The following is a 17,995-nucleotide window of genomic DNA, read 5'->3' on the forward strand; positions in this document are numbered from 1 at the left end:
CCGGTGCCGTCAGAGGTCGGCGTGCAGCTGCCAGGTCTCCAAGGCGGCGTCGTTCCAGTCGAACATCCGCGCGCGGTCCGGACCGGCGACCGCCAGCTGCGACGCGAGCAACGGGTCGTTCACCACCTGGTAGACGGCCTGCGCGAGCCGCTCCGCGTAGGAGTCGCGCGGGTCGCGGGCGACGGTCACGCCGGCGTCGGACGCGACCTCGCTCACGGCGGCGTCGTCGGAGTGGATCACGGGCGTGCCGAAGCTCATCGCCTCGATCACCGGCAGGCCGAAGCCCTCGGCCAGGCTGGGGAACACGAACACCGTCGCGCGGTCGTACGCCACGGCGAGGTCGGCGTCGTCGACCCGACCGAGGACCTTCACCCGGTCGCGGGCGAGTCCGGCGCGTTCCGCGGTGCCGTAGACGTCGACGTCGCCCCACCCGTCGGGCCCGGCGATCACGAGCGGGACGTCCTGCGGGGCGTCCGGGTGTGCCATCGCGTCGATGAGGTGGGTGAGACCCTTGCGCGGCTCGAGCGTCCCGACGGCGAGGACGTAGCGCTCGGGGAGACCGAGCCGCTCGGCACGCAGGTCGGCGTCGACCGGGGTCCGGAGTCGTCCGCTCGGGGCACCGCCGATGACCCGCAGCCGGTCGTCGAAGCGGTGGATCTCGTTGAGGGCCGACGCGACGGCGTGGGTCGGCACGACCACGGCGTCGGCGTACTTGTACGCGCGCTTGATCATCGCGCGGTGGAAGTGCACGCCGCGGGGCGTCAGGGTCTCCGGGTGGGTCCACGGCACGGTGTCGTGCACCGTCACGACGGTCTGGCGGCCGGGGAACTGCACGCGGTCGTGCTTGACCAGCGGCGCGAGCACGCTCGGGGCGTGCACCATCTCCTTCGCGAGACCGCCGACCATCCCGCCCTGCCACGCGAGGGAGAGCTCGCGTCGGGGGAGCGCCAGGCGCTGCAGCTCCGAGAGTCCGGGCAGCAGCGTCTCGAGGCGGCGGAGCTCGTCGTTCCCGACGGCGGAGACCACCGCGGCGACGTCACAGCCCTCCGGCGCGTTCGCGACGAGGTGGCGCGTGAGTTCCTCCGTGTAGCGGCCGATCCCACCGGGCACGGGGGCGACGACCTGGTCGACGACGACGTGGAGAGTGGTCATGCTGGCGTGCTCCTCGTCGTGGTCGTGGTGCCGTGACCCGGCTGGCTGACCCTACCAGGGGGGACGGGGAGGACCCCGTGACGGACCGGCACGGGCTCGCGTCCGGCGCGACCCGGTGACGGACGGGAGGCTCCGCACCGGTCCGGTGCTGTGCCTCCAGGCCGTCTCCTGGTCGCGTCAGGTGTCGCGGCTCAGGCCCGCAGTGCGCCCGCCTGCACGGCGGCGTGCAGCGCCTCGCGCCAGTCGCGCATGGGCGCGAGCCCGGCGCGCGACCAGGCGTCGTGACCGAGCACGCTGTAGGCGGGCCGGGGCGCCGGCCGGACGAACGCGGCGCTGTCGGTGGGGAGCACCCGCTCGGGGTCGAGACCCACCTCCGTGTAGATGGCGCGGGTGAAGTCGTACCAGGAGCCCTGGCCGGCGTTCGTGCCGTGGTAGACGCCCGCCGGCGCGTCGCCGTCGACGAGCTCGACGATCCGCGCGGCGAGGTCACCGGTCCAGGTGGGCTGCCCGACCTGGTCCGTGACGACGCTCACGGTGTCGTGCGACGCGGCGAGACGGAGCATCGTGGCCGCGAAGTTCGGCCCGTGCGCGCCGTAGATCCACGCCGTCCGGACCACGTACGCGGTGTCCGGGGCGATGTCGCGGACGAGCGCCTCGCCGGCGGCCTTCGACCGGCCGTAGGCGTTGATCGGGTCGGTCGGCGCGTCCTCCGCGTATGGCGCCGTGCCGTTGCCGTCGAACACGTAGTCCGTCGACACGGTGAGGAGCTTCGCCCCGTGCCGGACCGTGGCCTCGGCGAGGAGCTTCGGCCCCGTGGCGTTGACGGCGTACGCGTCGTCCTCGTGGGTCTCGGCGTCGTCGACCTTCGTGTAGGCCGCGGAGTTGATGACGACGTCGTGCCCGGCGACGGCCGCGTCGACCGCGTCGGCGTCGGTGATGTCGAGGTCCGCGCGGCCGAGAGCCGTGACGTCACGTCCGGCGAGGGCGTGCTGGAGGTCCTGGCCGAGCATGCCGGCCGCCCCCGTGATGAGGTATCGCGTCATGGTGTCGTGGGTCCCGTCGGGGTCGGTCACGCCGCTCAGCCGAGCGCCGCACGCTCCTTGAGGGGCTCCCACCAGGCGCGGTTGTCGCGGTACCACTGCACGACGTCGGCGAGACCCTGCTCGAACGGCACCTGCGGCTCGTAGCCGAGCTCCTCGCGGATCTTCGTGATGTCCACCGAGTAGCGGAGGTCGTGCCCGAGTCGGTCGGCGACGCGGTCGACGCTCGACCAGTCGTGGCCGGTGGCGTCGAGGAGCAGCTGCGTGAGCTCCTTGTTCGTCAGCTCGGTCCCGCCCCCGATGTTGTAGACCTCGCCGGCGCGGCCCTTCACGAGCACGAGCGCGATGCCGCGGCAGTGGTCGTCGACGTGCAGCCAGTCGCGGACGTTGTTGCCCTCGCCGTAGAGCGGGACGTGCTTGCCGTCGATCAGGTTCGTCACGAACAGCGGGATGACCTTCTCGGGGAAGTGGTACGGCCCGTAATTGTTCGAGCAGCGCGTGATCGACAGGTTCATGCCGTGCGTGCGGTGGTAGCTGCGGGCGAGCAGATCGCTGCCGGCCTTCGACGCCGAGTAGGGCGAGTTCGGCTCGAGCGGGCGGTCCTCGGCCCAGGAGCCCTCGCTGATGGAGCCGTAGACCTCGTCGGTGGAGACGTGCACGAAACGCTCGGTGCCGTGGCGGAGCGCGGCGTCGAGGAGGCGCTGCGTGCCGACGACGTTGGTCTCGACGAAGATGCCCGAGTCGCGGACGGACCGGTCGACGTGCGACTCGGCGGCGAAGTGGACGATCGCGTCGACGGTCGGGACGACCTCGTCGAGCTTCGCGGCGTCGCGGATGTCACCGTGCACGAAGGTGTAACGCGGCGAGTCGGCGACCGGTGCCAGGTTGGCCTCGTTGCCCGAGTACGTCAGCGCGTCGTAGACCACGACCTCGGCACCCTCGAGGCCGGGGTAGGCGTCCTCGAGCGTGCGGCGGACGAAGTTCGAGCCGATGAAGCCGGCCCCTCCGGTGACGAGGATCTTCACGGGGTGGGTTCCTTTGCGTTGTCACCGGCGCTGCCGGTGGGGTCGTTGGATCGAGGACCGATGCTAGCAAGCACCGGCTCAGGCACGGGAGCGCGCACGTCGCCGGCGTCGACCGACCACGACGACGACCGTGCTGACGAGCACGGCGAGCAGGGCGGTGCTGCCCGTGACCAGCCACCCGGCGGTCAGGCGCGGCACCGTGTAGTACACGCGGACCGTGTGCTCACCCTCCGGCACCCACACGGCACCGCCGGCGTTGTCGGCAGCGACCAGGTCGACCGGCTTCCCGTCGACGGTCGCGTGCCAACCCGGCCGCTGCACGGAGTCCATCACGACGAGCCAGCCGGCACCCGAGGCATCGACCTTCGCGATCGTCTCGCTGGTGTCCCCGGGCTGCAGGGTGACCTCCGCGTCGGCACCGGTGTCCGCCCGGTGGTCGGTCTGCTCGCTCAGCACGACGGTGTCGGCCGGCAGCGAGTGTTCCGCGAGCGTGTCGACCCGTCCGTACTTCGTCGGGACGACGCGCTGGTCGGACGCCCAGCGGACGCGGTCGAGCGCCGTGTCACGCTCGTAGATCGTCGCATCACCCGTGTGGACGACGGACACGCCCTCGCCCTCGACCGGGCGGTAGAGCGTGAGCACGGCCTTGCCGTCGTCGTCGGTGCCGATCGGGACGAGCTTCGACTGCCCGGTGATCGTGATCCGCGCGTGCCACGACGTGCTCGCGGGGATGTCCGACCCCTCGACGGCGACGTTCCGGGGACCGCCCATGGCGGGCACCCAGCTCTCGGTGGACGTCAGCGTCCCGCCGGTGGCGTCGTCGATGAGCGAGACCGTGAGCGTCATGCCGTCCGTGGACGTCGTCAGGGCCGGCGGACCGGTGATCGTCATCCCGTTGACCGGACCGGTGTGACTCGCCGAGTCCACCGAGGGGTTCGACGCCGTCAGGTCCGACCACTTCGTCTGCGATGCCCCCGCCTCGCTCGTGCCCGCGAGCGGCGCCGAGGGGTCGGCGACGATGTACTTCGTCGCGACACGGTCGAGGATCGCCGAGTCGACCAGTTCCGGGATCTCGTTCGGCTGGAAGGTCAGGTAGGACGCCGTCGGGTAGGTCTTCGGATCGACCTTCCGCATGAGCTGCTTCCACTCCGCGGTCTGGAACGCGTGCCCGGTCGTCGAACGGATGCCGTAGTAGGAGGCCGAGCCCGGCAGGGTCGCGCTGCCGGTCGTGGCGTAGCGGTCCTGGGCACCCACGTGCTCCTGGAGGTAACGGATCGCGGGCGAGGACGGGTAGAAGGTCGAGTTCGGTGCGATCGGCCACCACTGCTGGGTGGCGACGATCGCGGGCGCCGCGATGCCGGCGGCGACGAGGACCGCGGCCGTGACCCGGACCACCCGGTTCCGGAGCAGCCACGCCGCGAGGACGCAGACCGCGACCGCTGCACCGACCAGGCCGATCGCGAGCGTCTCGAGCTTGGTCCGGTGCACGTACTGCGTGGGCACCGTCTCCAGCGCGAGCGCGGTCTGCAGCCCGACGGCGGCGGCGAAGAGCACGACGAGCACCACGGTGGCGATGCGGGTGACGCGGCGCATCGGGGTGGCACGGCGGAACCGAGCGAGTTCGTCGCGCAGGACCTCCGGGTCGGCGACCCGGCCGAAGCCGATGCCGGCGACGACGGCCGCGAAGAAACCGACCACGACGCGCGCACGCCCGATCGGATTGCTATCGAAGACGGGCAGTTCACGGGCCGCCGCGAGGATCGGGCCGCCGAGGAAGACGAGCACCACGCTGAACGCCAGGAGCGCCGCGGTGATCGGCAGGACGCCGCGCCGTCGACGCCGGGTGGTGTCGTCGAGGACCACCGCCGCGTCGGTCCGAGGGCGGAGCAGCACCGCTGCGGCGATGAGCACGATCGCCCCGATGCCGAGGTACGAGTACTCCTCGACGGGGTTGCGGGCGCTCCAGGCGGCGCCGGTGCTCGCCAGCGAGGAGATGTCGGGGATCCAGGAGCTCACCATCGGGTTCGAGCCGAGGCCGCTGCCGCCGCTCTGCCCGCGGCCGTTGAAGTCCACGACGTTCGAGGCGCTGATGGCGAACGGGATGAGCTGCCACGCGGACAGGAGGACGCCGACGAGGATGCCGCCCACCGCGATGCCGGCGCTGACGAGCACGCCACGGACTGCCCGGTGCGCCACGATCGTCCGGGCGAGGAAGAAGATCCCGCCGACGAAGAGCGCGTACCCGACGACCGCCGGGAAGCCACCGAGCAGCATGCTCATGACGACGAGGCCGACGCTCAGCAGGTCCCGGGCACGCAGTTCGACGGCGGCTCGGTCGATCGCCCAGAAGAGCAGTGGGATGAACGCCGCCACGCGGGTCTGCGGCCAGTTCGACCACGCGACCATGAACCCCGACGAGGCGAACACGAGCGAGGCGATCGGCCACGCCGCGCGCGGGACGCCCCAGCGACGGAGCAGCAGGGACATGCCGGCCGTGACCGCCACGATCTCGAGCAGCTTCACCGCACCCGCCGCGTAGGTGAACGGGAGGATCCACCACGGGAGGGAGAGCGGGGACCACGCGCCCGAGTTCGGCACGCCACCGAGCTCGACGCCGCCGGCGACGTACGGGTTCCAGGCGCCGAAGACGCCCTCGTGCGCGAGCCGGACGAGGAGCGTCGTCTGCGGCGTCACGCTGTCGAGCGTGTCGCTGGAGAGGATGTTGGTGGAGTTCTTGAGCGTCTCGAGCGACTCGCCCCACGGGGTGTACCGGCTCAGCAGCCCGGTGTTGAGGAACGTCCCCTGGCCGAGGAGCGCCGGTCCGATCGTGAACGCGACGAAGGCGACGAGTGCGGCCCACGCCGCGACCTCGATCCACGAGGAGGGACGTCGGAGCCAGAGGACGGCGCGAGTACGGCGGTCGAGGTCCATCGCGGCGCGCTCAGTCACCGTAACGCTGCAGCTTCTGGAGGTCGAGCTGTTCCTCGGCCAGCGTCCGGTTGAGCCGGGTGAGGTCCGCCACGACGCCGATCACCACCGCGAGCACGGCCGTGATGAGCAGGACCACGCCGAGGATGATCGACTGGAGGTGGTTCCCGGGGGTGTGCATCCAGAGGAGCACGAGGTAGCGGACGAGCGGCCAGAGCCCCAGCGCGCCGAGGACCGCGGCGACCCACGCGAACAACGCCATGGGGCGGTACATGAGGTAGACCCGGGCGATCGCCGAACCGGACTGGAACATGTGCTGGAAGATGTTGCTGAACAGCCGGGACTCGCGCGTCTTCGGGTTCGTCGTGATCGGCACCGAGGCGATCGCGAGGCGCTTGTACCCGGCCTGCACGATCGTCTCCATGCAGTAGCTGAAGCGCGTCACGATGTTGAGTCGGATCAGGGAGTACTTCGAGTACGCACGGAACCCGCTCGCAGCGTCGGGGAGGTCGAGACCGGCTGCCCGCGAGGCCACCCAGGACCCGAAGCGCTGCATGAGCTTCTTGAACCCGGAGAAGTGCTCGATCGTGCGGGTCTGGCGGTCGCCGATGACGATCTCCGCCTCCTTCCGGAGGATCGGCTGCACGAGCTCGGCGATCTGGGCCTGCGGGTACTGGTTGTCGCCGTCGGTGTTGACCACGATGTCGGCGCCGTGCAGGAGCGCGTAGTCGACGCCGTCGCGGAACGACCGGGCGAGGCCCATGTTCGTGGTGTGGTGCACGAAGTGCTTGACGCCGTGCTCCTTCGCGACCTCGACGGTGCGGTCCGTGCTGCCGTCGTCGATGACGAGGATCTCGATCTCGTCGATGCCCTCGATCTCCCGCGGGATGGAGTCGATGACGCTGGCGAGGGTGTTCTCCTCGTTGAGGCAGGGGATCTGGACGAACAACTTCACGGGGATGCAGGTCTCGTTTCGATGGCTGACGGGAGCGCGAGGCCTCAACAGCCTAATGCGAACGGGCGTGCGGGTCGCGAAACGTGGTGTACCAGCCGCCTTGCTAGGCTGCCGTGGTGCAGATCCGCGAACTCAAGATCCCCGGCGCGTGGGAGTTCACGCCCGTGCAGCACGGCGACGCACGAGGAGCGTTCCTCGAGGCCTACCGCGCCGACGTCCTCGAGGAGACGGTGGGCCACCCGCTCGACCTCCGCCAGGTGAACATGTCGATCTCCTCGGCCGGTGTCGCCCGGGGCATCCACTACGCCCTCGTCGCCCCGAGCCAGGCGAAGTACGTGACCGCCGTCCGCGGCGCGTTCATCGACTACATCGTCGACATCCGCGTCGGGTCGCCGACGTTCGGACAGTGGGACTCGGTGCGGATCGACGACGTCGACCGCAAGGCCGTCTACCTGTCCGAGGGCCTCGGCCACGCGATCGTCGCGCTCGAGGACCGCTCGACGGTGAACTACCTGGTGAGCGCGCACTACGACCCGCAGCGCGAGAAGGGGATCACGATCCTCGACCCGACGGTCGGGCTCGAGCTGCCAGAGGGCCTCGGCGAGCCGGTGCTGTCCGAGAAGGACACGACGGCGCCGACGCTCGAGCAGGCCGCCGAGCAGGGGCTGCTGCCGACCTACGAGGAAGCGGTGGCGTACACCGAGTCCCTCCGGACGAAGAAGTAAGGGGCTCGACGTGAAGGGCATCATCCTCGCCGGCGGCTCCGGCACCCGGCTCTGGCCGATCACCAAGGGCATCAGCAAGCAGCTCATGCCGATCTACGACAAGCCGATGGTCTACTACCCGCTGTCGACGCTCATGATGGCCGGCATCCGTGAGGTGCTGGTGATCACGACGCCGGAGTACAACGAGCAGTTCAAGGCACTCCTCGGCGACGGCTCCGCGCTCGGCATGGACATCCAGTACGCCGTGCAGCCGAGCCCGGACGGCCTCGCGCAGGCGTTCGTCATCGGCGAGGACTTCATCGGCGACGACAGCGTCGCGCTCGTCCTCGGCGACAACATCTTCCACGGCACGGGCCTCGGCACGAACCTCCGGAAGAACACCGAGGTGCAGGGCGCCACGATCTTCGCGTACCACGTGGCCGACCCGACCGCGTACGGCGTGGTCGAGTTCGACGACGACTTCACGGCCGTCTCCATCGAGGAGAAGCCGACCGAGCCGAAGTCGAACTACGCGGTGCCCGGTCTGTACTTCTACGACAACGAGGTCATCGAGATCGCCAAGACGATCGAACCGAGCGCGCGTGGCGAGCTCGAGATCTCGACCGTCAACGAGCGCTACCTCGAGGCGGGGGAGCTCGGCGTGCAGGTCCTCGACCGCGGCACCGCCTGGCTCGACACCGGCACGTTCGAGTCGATGATGCAGGCCTCCGAGTACGTGAAGGTGATCGAGGACCGGCAGGGCTTCAAGATCGGCTGCATCGAGGAGATCGCCTGGCGCAACGGCTGGATCGACGACGCGCAGCTCGCCGAGCTCGCGGCACCGCTCGTCAAGGGCGGGTACGGCGTGTACCTGCAGCGCCTGCTCGACGCCTGACGCGGTCGTGGGCCTGTTCCGCCGGACGCGGCGCCCCGACGACGGGGGCACGGCAGACACCAGCCGCGAGGCCCACCATGCGTCCGCCACGTCGGCCGACGTCGTCCGCGTCGCCGGCTGGGACGGCGACCTGCAGCACCTCGACGCGCCGGTCACCGTGGTCGTCACGACCCGCTCCGACCGCCACGCCGAGGTCCCTCGGCTCGTGACGGTGGCGCGGGACGCCTTCGGCAGCGACGCCGACGTCCGCGCGGTGTCCTACGTCGCGGACGCCTCGCCCCGCGACGGCTTCGACCCGACGCTGCCCTGGGCGCGTCGGGAGCACGTGGACGGCATCGGGTCCGCGGTGAACGCGAGCGTCGCGGCCGGGGTGGGACGGACCCTCGTCCTCGTCGACACGTCGGTGCAGCTCGACGCCGGCGCGTTGACCGCACTCGCACGCACCGCCGACGGCCCGGTCCAGGCGCTCGTGCGGACCGCAGGGGGCGACCTGCGCCGCGGGTCCCGACTCGTGCGGCCCGGCGCCCTGCCGTGGTCGGACGACCGTGGTGACCGCACGACGGACGTGCTGCTCGGCGCGGACCAGCCGGCCGTCTCGGTGCCGCAGCAGGCGCTCGTGCCGGCCCCGTGCCTGCCGGACGAACGCACCACGCTCACGGCCTGGACCGCCGCTGCCGCCGCTGCCGCGCACTCGGTCGTGCGGACGCGCGACGTCGGCGAGGTGACCAGGACGGTCGAGCCGGGGCGGACGGTCGACGCCGCCGTGGCGGACGTCGTGGCCTCCTGGCGCACATGGATCGACGCCGGCGACTCGTCCGCCGTGGTCGGCGGTCCGCCGCTGCCGCCGTGGGGCCTGCGTCCGGTGACCCCGGTGGTGCGCGAGCGGTCGGACGGCGCTGCGCTCGCGTGGTCCGTGAAGATCGCCGCGCCCGCCGGACCCGAGGGCGACGGTTGGGGCGACGTGCACTTCGCCGCGGAGCTCGCGGCCGCCCTGGAGCGCCTCGGGCAGCGCGTGCGGATCGACCGGCGCGACGCCCACGTGCGGGACGACGACGGCACGGACGACGTGACCCTCGTCGTGCGCGGCCTCGACCGCGTCCCGCCGAACCCCGCGTCGGTGAACCTGCTCTGGGTGATCAGCCACCCGGACGACGTCGCGGACACCGAGCTGCGGACCTTCGACCGCGCCTTCGCGGCCGGGCCGGCGTGGGCGGCAGCGGCCTCCGCGCGCAGCGGTGTCCGGGTGGAGTCCCTGCTGCAGGCGACCGACCCCTCGGTGTTCCACCCCGGGGACGTGGTGGCCGGATCCCAGGGGGCCGGTGGCGCGGACGCCGGGCGGGTCGTCTTCATCGGGTCGACGCGCGGGGCAGCACGACCGGTCGTCACCGACGCCGTCGCGCTCGGGGCCGACCTCCGGGTGCACGGGCCGGGGTGGGAGGGCGTCGTCCCGGACCACCTGCGCGGTCGGGCGTCCCTGACGCGCGACGAGGTCGCGGCGGCGTACGCGTCCGCTCGAGTCGTGCTCAACGACCACTGGCCGGACATGGCGGCCGGCGGGTTCGTGTCGAACCGGGTGTTCGACGTGCTGGCGTCGGGCGGCGTGGTCGTCACCGATCCGGTCACGGGAATCGCCGACGTGCTCGACGCGCCGACACTCGCCGTCGCGCGCTCACGGTCGGAGCTGGCGTCGCTGCTCGACCCGGCGCACCCCTGGCCCGGCGCCGAGCAGCGCGCCGAGGTCGCTGCCGCGGTCGCCGCAGAGCACTCGTTCGACGCTCGGGCGCGGGTGCTGCTCGCGGCCGCCCGGTCGGAACGGGCGCGGCTCGCCGGAGCCTGACCGGACGGGTCAGTCCTGGTCGAGCTGCACCGCGGCCTGGTCGAGCTCGACCACGGTCACGCGACAGGGGCTCGGCTGCCCACCGGCGACGTCGGCGCAGACGATCGGTGCGACCACGACCGCGCGGGTCGTCCCGAGGTCCGAGTAGTCGGCCTCCGGTCGGTCCGCGCCGCGGAAGTCGAGGTAGTAGTCGATGCCCGCGCGGTGCATGAGGTCGACGAACGACGGGTCCTGCCAGTCGTACTCCCGCCCGGAGCGCCCGAAGGCCTGCGCGCCCGTGGCGAAGGCGATGGACACGGTCTCCCGGTAGTTCCGGCCGAGGAGCCTGCTGCCCGCGGGGAACGCCTGCTGCGCGACGAGACCGTCGAGCAGTTCCTGGTCCTCCGCACGCAGGGTCGGCCCGAACACGTCGAGCGGAGCCGCGGCGGAACCAGCGGTCGTGATCGGCGAGAACGGTGCCGAACGCATGAAGACGTTCTGCGACCAGGACGCCCCCACCACCCCGAGCAGCGCCACGACCGCGATCGCCGCGCGGACCCGGTGTCCGGTGCCGATCGCGCGGAACACCGACGGCAGCAGTGCCCCGGCCATGAACAGCGTGCCGGTGAGCAGCGGGAGGTAGTAGCGCGCGTTCCCGCCCCCCATCTCGACCGTCGTGATCGCCGCGTAGCCGAGCCCGTACACGCCGGTCGTGATGCCGGTGAGCACGGCGAACGGGTGGCGGCGCCAGGTCACGCGGCCGAGCAGCGCCGCGACGCCGACGGCGATCCCGATCGGGATGACCGCGGCGCCGAACGCGACGATGCGCTGCAGGTAGTACGGGAACGCGGCGACGCGGGCCGAGACGTAGTAGTCGAGACGGTCGAGCAGCCCGGAGCCGCGGTCCGACTCGACGGCCGGGCCGTCCGTCGGTCCGGCGTCCGCGCCCGTCCGCGGCGCCGTGAGGGTGTTGGCGGCGTACAGCGACGCGGTGCGGTCCTCCGTCGCCGACACCGCGGAGTCGTTCGGCGGCGTCGGCAGGAGGTACTCGTCACCCGCAGCGGACGTGCCCGCCGACGGGTCGAACTTCTTGGAGATGTTGACGTCGAACGACGAGCCGATCGTGACGGTGCCGTACTTGAGCGACTGCGCCGCGACCCACGGCGCACACAGCACGGCGGTCACGAGGACGGCGGTCCCGACGGCCAGGAGCGCACGGGGTGACCGGTTGCCCGGCATCCGACCGAGGACCCGCACGGCGACCCAGACGAGCGTCACGACGACGAACACCGGCACCGTGTACAGCTTCGCGACGTAGCCGGAGGCGCACACCGCTCCGAGGAACACGCCGGCGAGGACCATCGCGCGCGCAGTGCCGCCCCATGCCCGGTCTGCGTGCCAGAGCGCCCACACGAAGAGCACGAACCACAGCACCACGAGGAGGTCGGGGGTGTCGCGGCCGACGTTGCCGAGGAGCACGGGCACGGTCGCCGCGTTCACCCAGAGCGCCACCGAGCCGCGTCCGGTCACGCGGAGGAGCAGTGCGGTCTGGACGACGAGCACCGCGGCGCACGTCGCGACGTTGACGATCATGAAGGCCGTCGTCGCGCCGAGACCGAGCCCGATGACGGGCGCCATGAGCCAGGACACCAGGGGCGACCAGTAGGCGTTGACGGCGTCCGACCAGTCGCCCGCGGCGTACTGCCGCGCGATCGACATGTACGAGACACCGTCGATGTTCGTCGTCACCGCGCGCGAGCGGTACCCGATCGACGCGCACAGGGCGACCGCGACGAGGATCAGGGCACCGTTCGCGATGAACACGCCGCTCGGCCGACGCCGTCGAGGCTCCGGACCGGTGTCACCCGAGGGCGCCGTGTCGGTCCGGTCGTCGCGCTCGACCGTGGCCGTGGCGGCCCCGGTCGACGCCGGCGTCGTCGCGGCGTCGGTCACGCCGCGGCGAGCGACCCGCGCTCGAGCTCCGTGATGAGCGGTTCGGGGTGGGCGAGGTCCATCGCGCGGGTGTTCACGTAGAGCAGCCGGTCGAACTGGCGGAGCAGCCGGACGATGACGTCGTGCTCGAGCGACAGGAACGCGGCGACGCGACGGCTGTCCGAGCCGAGGATCGCGAGCATGCTGTCGTTGAGGTCCTCGGACGCGGCGATCGCGTCGGCGAGCTCGTGCACGTTGTCCTCGGTGATCCGGACCTCCTCGACCGCCGGTCCGGTCTTCCGGAGGAACCCGATGGCCGTGTACGGCACCGCGGCTGCGAAGACGTCGCCTGGGTAGAGCTCGTCGGCGTGGACGCGCGTGGAGATGAGGAACTCGCGTCGCAGCACGCGCTCGAGCACCCACCGGAGCACGTTCTTCGTGTACACGGCGACCTGGTACTTGGTGGGGATGCGGGCGTCGACGAGGTTCCGGATGTTGTAGGTGAAGACGTGCAGCGGGCGCGGGTACGGGTGGACCCGGCCGCTGCGGAGCTCGACGAACAGCAGGTCGTCGCCGAGGAGCTTGTAGCCCGCCGCCATGAGCGACATCGACAGCGTGGTCTTGCCGGTACCGCCGTACGCCGGGAGCAGGAAGCCCTTGTCCGTCGAGGCGACGCCGCCCGCGTGCAGGAGCAGGACGTCCTCCTGCAGCAGCTTCGCGTAGACGATCGGCTCGAGCACCTGCGCCTGCAGGTACACGCCGATCGCGTTCATGTAGACGCGGTCGATCGGGTGCTCGCGGAACCAGATCGTGACGTGGTCCGTGTCGATGCCGCGGATGACGTACGAGTACCGGAAGAGCCCCTTGAAGCGCTCGGACCGCACGATGTCACCGGGCTGGCGGGTCGGCGGCCGCTTCGTGATGTGGACGTCGACGCGCAGTGCGGCCGCGTCGGCGCCGGTGTCGCTCGAGATGCGCGCGTACTCGTTGTCGAAGTAGCGTCGCCAGCCGGCGTGTTCGGTGTGCAGGACGATGTCGAGGATGCCGTAGAAGCGGTACGTCGACGTGCTCCGGGCATGCTCAGGGTGGGGGGCCATGGTGTCCTTCCGTTCACGGCCCGTTCATCCTACCGGTGTGGATCCTCAGTCTTGACGATCACTCGGTGTGGTAGGGGCGTCGCGCGTCACCCAGCGGGCCCGCACGGACAGTCCGGCGCGGAGCACGACGCGCAGTGGCCAGAGCCACCAGGCGCGGTACTTCCTCGACAGGTAGCGGTAGGCGCTCCGGTGGTGCTCGATCTCCATGCGGCGCCGGTTCGACGACGTCGAGTGCGCCCCGGTGTGCGTGACGACGGCCGACGGCACGTACACGTTCGTGCGACCGGCGCGTCCGACCCGTTGCCCGAGGTCGACGTCCTCGAAGTACATGAAGTACGACTCGTCGAACCCGCCGAGCTGCCGGAAGAGCGACGTGCGGATGAGGAAGCACGCGCCCGACAGCCATCCGGCCTCGCGCTCGACGACCTGGGTCGTGGACCAGTAGCGCTGGCTCCACGGGTTCGCCGGCCAGAACCGCGAGAACGCCGCGTGCCCGAGGCCGGTCCGCAGCGACGGCAGCTGCCGCGCCGACGGGTAGGTCTCGCCCTGGTCGTCGAGGATCCGCGGGCCGAAGGCGCCACCGTCGGGGAGCCGGTCGGCCGCCCGGACCAGTTCGTCGATCGAACCGGGGGCGAGCACGACGTCGGGGTTCGTGACGAGCAGGAAGTCCGGACGGACGTCGGGCAGGACGTCGTCGAGGGCGGTCAGTGCCGCGTCGATGCCGCCGCCGTACCCGCGGTTCCCGCCCGAGGACACCACCGTGGCGCCGTACGACTCGCCGATCGCCCGGAGCGCGTCGAGGTCGGCGGACCCGTTGTCGGCGATCACCACCGCGACCGGGGTCGACGAGGCGTCGGCGACGCTCGCGAGGAACGGGCGGATGGTCTCGCCCGTGTTGTACGTGACGGTGAGGACGGCCACACGTGGCGACGCGGTCACCGGGTGCCTCCCGTGCGCGCGCCGGCGGCCGGGGCGTGCACGTCGGCGTACGCCCGCACGTGGACGGCCGCGGTGGCGTCCCACGTGAAGTCCTCGGCCCGTCGGAGCGCGGCCGCGCGGTGCCTCGCGATGCGGTCCGGGTCGTCGAGGAGCGCCGTGATCGTCGTCGCGATCGCCTCGGCGTCGGGCTCGGTGTACACCGCCGCGTCACCGCCGACCTCGGGCAACGACAGACGCGGGGTGGTGACCACGCAGGCACCGGACGCCATCGCCTCGACCACGGGCAGCCCGAAGCCCTCGCCGAGGGACGGGTAGACGACGAGCTCTGCGCCGCCGAGGAAGCCGGCGAGGTCCTCGAGGGGGAGGTAGCCGGCCTCGACCACGTGGTCGTCGTCCTGCAGGGCATCGAGGCGTGCGGTCGCGGACTCGTCCCAGCCCCGTGCGCCGGACAGCACGAGCCACGGGGTGTCGGATCCGGTCACCGCGCGGGCCTGCCGGACCGCTGCGTACGCGTCGAGCAGGGCCGGCACGTTCTTGCGCGGTTCGATCGTGCCGAGGAACGCGATCCACGGCGCGCCCTCGGGGATCGTCGCGGCGATCCGGGCGTCCTCGACCTCGGCCGTCGAGGGCTCGTGGAAGACGGCCCGGTCGACGCCGAGCGGCGCCACCCGCACGTCGGCGCGGATGCCCGTCACGACCCGTGCGGCCTCGGACGCGGTCGCCGCGCTCGGCACGACGACGACCGGTCGGCTGCGGAGCGACCGACGGCTCCACCAGGTGAAGAACGAGCGCTTCGTCCGCGAGTGCCACTCCGGGTTCGAGAAGAAGGTGGCGTCGTGCAGGGTCACGACCGAGCCCCCGCGCCAGGCGAACGGGAACGTGTAGTGCGGCGAGTGCAGCACGTCGGCGTGCAGGCGGCGGGCGAGCAACGGCAGCCCGGTCTGCTCCCAGACGAAGCGCAGCGGCACCGAACGGGTCGACCGCGGGGCGGCGTGCACGGTGACGGACGGCGCGAGGGCGGCGAAGTGCTCGACGTGCTCCGGTCGGACGACCAGGTGCACGTCGAGGTCGGGCTCGGCGAGGTGCGAGACGAGGCCCTCGACGTAGCGGCCGACGCCGCCCAGCGCTGCCGGTACGGCCGTCCCGTCGATCAGGACGGTGGTGTGCGGCACGCGAGGATCCTTCCGGCCGGGGCCGTCGACGGGGGAGCGACCAGGATAGCGCCCGCGGCTCATGCGCCGGGGTCCACGGACCGGCGCGGCACACTCGCGCGACGGTCCTCGGTCAGGCGACGTGCCAGGTGCCGGGGGAGGTGCCCTGCGACGTCGGCCAACGCTGCCATGACGAGCCGTGCCTCCCGGCGGTCCCGCGCGGACGCGAGGCCGCGCAGCCCGCGTACCGCTGTGCGGACCGCTGCTCGGCCGACCGTCGACCACGGCGCGTGCCAGAGCGCGACGACGAGTCGGTTCCGCGCGTTGCGGAAGACGAAGAGGTCGCTCCGGACGCCGGACGACGCGGAGTGGTCGTGCTCGACGACGGCGTCCGCGGCGTGCTCGACGCGCCACCCGCGGCGGCGGAGCCGCCAGGCGAGCTCGGTGTCCTCGTAGTACATGAAGAGCGACTCGTCGAGCAGCCCGACGTCGTCGAGGGCACTCCGCCGGAGCGCGCTCGCGCCGCCGGAGAAGCCGAAGACGTCGACGTCCGCGCGGTGGTCGGCGGCGGCGAACCAGTCGCGGTCCCGGCCGTTGCCGTCGCGGTCGACGCGCACGCCGGTGGAGTTGAGGCGGACCTCGCCGTCCGCCGCCGGTGTCCACCGGTGGCCGGCGTGGTCGTGCAGCACGCGCTGGTCGGGTGCGGGCACGGCACCGGCCGGGAGGCGCGACCAGCGTCCGGCGAGGAGGATGCGGCCCGTCACGGCGGCGGTGTCGGGCGCGGCGCGCGCCAGGTGGTCGCGGAGCGCCGCGACGAAGCCCGGCGCGGGTTCGGCGTCGTTGTTGAGCAGCACGACGACGCCGGCGTCGGTCGCGCGGATGCCCGCGTTCGCGCCGGCCGCGAAGCCGTCGTTGCGGTCGCGGACCACCATCGTCACGTCCGGCAGCGCCGCCCGCAGCACGGCGATGGAGTCGTCCGAGGAGCCGTTGTCCACGACCACGACCTGCGCGTCGGCGGTCGGGTCGTCGAGCACCGCGCGGGCGGCACGCTCGGTCAGGTCGGCACGTTCCCAGTTGACGATGACGACCGCGGTCCGCGTGCCGTCGGGCGGCACGGAGGGTCCGGGCACGTTCAGAGCTCTTCGAGCGAGGGCTTCGCGTAGACGGTGCCGACGGCGTCGCCGAACGAGGGCACCTCGAACGAGTCGCACTCGGGCAGGTCGTGCAGGTGCCGTCCGGCGGAGTCCATCATCGAGACGTTGATGAAGTACTTGCCGGTCCCGAAGTTCGTGTCGGCGATCTTCAGCCGGAGCTTCCGGCGGCCGTGCAGCGGCTCGAGGTGGACGCCCATGATGCCCGTCGTCGTGCCGTAGACGACCTGGCCCGCGGTGTTGTTGATCTGCACCGCGGCCTCCCAGTCGGTGACGCCGTCGAGGTGCTCGAACTCCATGTCCACCACGAGGTCGTCGCCGGGGGTGACGGGGGCGCGGTGCTCCTTGCCCTCGGCGGTCACGGTGGCGCCGAGCACGGTGCCGCGGCCGACCGCGACGTCGGCGCTCAGCTCGTCCGACCGGCGTTCCTCGAGCACGTCGCGGAACTTGCTGACCGCCTGCACCGCGTCGCCGTCGTGCAGGACCTTGCCCTTGTTGAGGAGGACCACACGGTCGCACATCTCCTGCACCTGGCTGAGGGAGTGCGTGACGATGATGATCGTCTTGCCCTGCTCCTGGAACGAGCGGATGCGGTCGAGGCACTTGCGTTGGAAGGCCTCGTCGCCGACCGCGAGGACCTCGTCGACGAGCAGGACGTCCGGGTCGGTGTGGACGGCGACCGCGAACGCGAGCCGGACGTACATGCCGGAGCTGTAGAACTTCACCTGGGTGTCGATGAAGTCGCCGATCCCCGAGAACGCGAGGATGTCGTCGAAGCGCTCCTCGGTCTCCTTCCGGCTCAGGCCGAGCAGGGACGCGTTGAGGTAGACGTTCTCGCGGCCGGACAGGTCCGGGTGGAACCCGGCGCCGAGCTCGAGCAGCGCGGCGAGACGACCGCGGCGGGACACCGTCCCGGACGTCGGCTGGATGATGCCGCCGATCGCCTTGAGGAGGGTCGACTTGCCGGAGCCGTTCTGCCCGATGAGGCCGACGGTGGAGCCGGCCTGGATCGTGACGCTGACGTCGTCGAGCGCCCAGAAGTCCTGCCGGTGCTTCCGACCGGCGCGGCCGAGGGTGACGATGCGCTCGCGGATCGTGTTGTCCTTGCGGACGGTGAACCGCTTGCGGACGTGGTCGATGACGATGACGTCGGGGCGTGCGGCGGACCGGGTCGTGGTCGACGGGGTCACCGGGGTGCTGATGGCCATGG

General features: G+C 71.8%; 14 protein-coding genes. 3 read left to right on the top strand and 11 right to left on the bottom strand.

What is annotated here, in order from left to right; all coding sequences use genetic code 11:
* Positions 1-9 precede the first annotated feature (9 nt).
* The 5 genes from ACIPYW_RS11200 to ACIPYW_RS11220 form a co-directional block, all read right to left on the bottom strand.
* Positions 10-1,152: a glycosyltransferase family 4 protein gene (locus ACIPYW_RS11200; protein WP_400413404.1), complete on the bottom strand. Its 1,143-nt coding sequence runs from the start codon at positions 1,150-1,152 to the stop codon at positions 10-12.
* A 191-nt stretch (positions 1,153-1,343) separates the two neighbouring features.
* Entirely contained in the window at positions 1,344-2,195 is an 852-nt protein-coding gene (gene rfbD, locus ACIPYW_RS11205; protein WP_400413614.1) for a dTDP-4-dehydrorhamnose reductase, read from the bottom strand.
* Between the two features lie 35 nt (positions 2,196-2,230).
* Entirely contained in the window at positions 2,231-3,217 is a 987-nt protein-coding gene (gene rfbB, locus ACIPYW_RS11210; RefSeq protein ID WP_400413407.1) for a dTDP-glucose 4,6-dehydratase, read from the bottom strand.
* 78 nt (positions 3,218-3,295) lie between these two features.
* Positions 3,296-6,166, bottom strand: coding sequence for a hypothetical protein (locus ACIPYW_RS11215; RefSeq protein ID WP_400413410.1), 2,871 nt, complete (start codon positions 6,164-6,166; stop codon positions 3,296-3,298).
* Positions 6,159-7,100, bottom strand: coding sequence for a glycosyltransferase family 2 protein (locus ACIPYW_RS11220; RefSeq protein ID WP_290131344.1), 942 nt, complete (start codon positions 7,098-7,100; stop codon positions 6,159-6,161). Before ACIPYW_RS11220 ends, ACIPYW_RS11215 begins: the two co-directional genes overlap by 8 nt.
* Before the next feature lie 116 nt (positions 7,101-7,216).
* Here ACIPYW_RS11220 and ACIPYW_RS11225 point away from each other — a divergent pair, with 116 nt between their 5' ends.
* The 3 genes from ACIPYW_RS11225 to ACIPYW_RS11235 are packed head-to-tail and all read left to right on the top strand — an operon-like array spanning position 7,217 to position 10,536.
* Positions 7,217-7,825 (top strand): dTDP-4-dehydrorhamnose 3,5-epimerase family protein, encoded by a 609-nt coding sequence (locus ACIPYW_RS11225; protein ID WP_111238994.1) that lies wholly within the window; start codon positions 7,217-7,219, stop codon positions 7,823-7,825.
* A gap of 10 nt (positions 7,826-7,835) precedes the next feature.
* A complete protein-coding gene (gene rfbA, locus ACIPYW_RS11230; RefSeq protein WP_400413413.1) occupies positions 7,836-8,699 on the top strand; it encodes a glucose-1-phosphate thymidylyltransferase RfbA in 864 nt (287 codons plus the stop codon).
* Positions 8,700-8,706: 7 nt separating this feature from the next.
* Positions 8,707-10,536, top strand: a complete 1,830-nt coding sequence (locus ACIPYW_RS11235; RefSeq protein ID WP_400413415.1) for a glycosyltransferase — start codon at positions 8,707-8,709, stop codon at positions 10,534-10,536.
* Between the two features lie 9 nt (positions 10,537-10,545).
* On the opposite strand, the gene ACIPYW_RS11240 is transcribed toward ACIPYW_RS11235, so the two are convergent.
* Genes ACIPYW_RS11240 through ACIPYW_RS11265 form a run of 6 tightly spaced genes read right to left on the bottom strand, consistent with a single transcriptional unit; the run spans position 10,546 to position 17,993 of the window.
* Positions 10,546-12,468, bottom strand: a complete 1,923-nt coding sequence (locus ACIPYW_RS11240; protein ID WP_400413418.1) for an ArnT family glycosyltransferase — start codon at positions 12,466-12,468, stop codon at positions 10,546-10,548.
* On the bottom strand, positions 12,465-13,544 hold the full coding sequence (locus tag ACIPYW_RS11245) for a hypothetical protein (RefSeq protein WP_400413420.1): 1,080 nt from the start codon (positions 13,542-13,544) through the stop codon (positions 12,465-12,467). Before ACIPYW_RS11245 ends, ACIPYW_RS11240 begins: the two co-directional genes overlap by 4 nt.
* 45 nt (positions 13,545-13,589) lie before the next feature.
* A complete protein-coding gene (locus ACIPYW_RS11250) occupies positions 13,590-14,483 on the bottom strand; it encodes a glycosyltransferase family 2 protein (RefSeq protein WP_400413423.1) in 894 nt (297 codons plus the stop codon).
* Positions 14,480-15,655: a glycosyltransferase family 4 protein gene (locus ACIPYW_RS11255; protein WP_400413426.1), complete on the bottom strand. Its 1,176-nt coding sequence runs from the start codon at positions 15,653-15,655 to the stop codon at positions 14,480-14,482. The genes ACIPYW_RS11250 and ACIPYW_RS11255 overlap by 4 nt, the downstream gene beginning before the upstream one ends.
* 59 nt (positions 15,656-15,714) lie before the next feature.
* Entirely contained in the window at positions 15,715-16,764 is a 1,050-nt protein-coding gene (locus ACIPYW_RS11260) for a glycosyltransferase family 2 protein (protein WP_400413428.1), read from the bottom strand.
* Positions 16,765-16,766: 2 nt separating this feature from the next.
* Positions 16,767-17,993 (bottom strand): ABC transporter ATP-binding protein, encoded by a 1,227-nt coding sequence (locus ACIPYW_RS11265; RefSeq protein ID WP_400413431.1) that lies wholly within the window; start codon positions 17,991-17,993, stop codon positions 16,767-16,769.
* Positions 17,994-17,995: the final 2 nt, after the last annotated feature.

The sequence above is a fragment of the Curtobacterium sp. NPDC089689 genome (assembly GCF_044749145.1).
In the GTDB taxonomy this organism is placed as follows: domain Bacteria; phylum Actinomycetota; class Actinomycetes; order Actinomycetales; family Microbacteriaceae; genus Curtobacterium.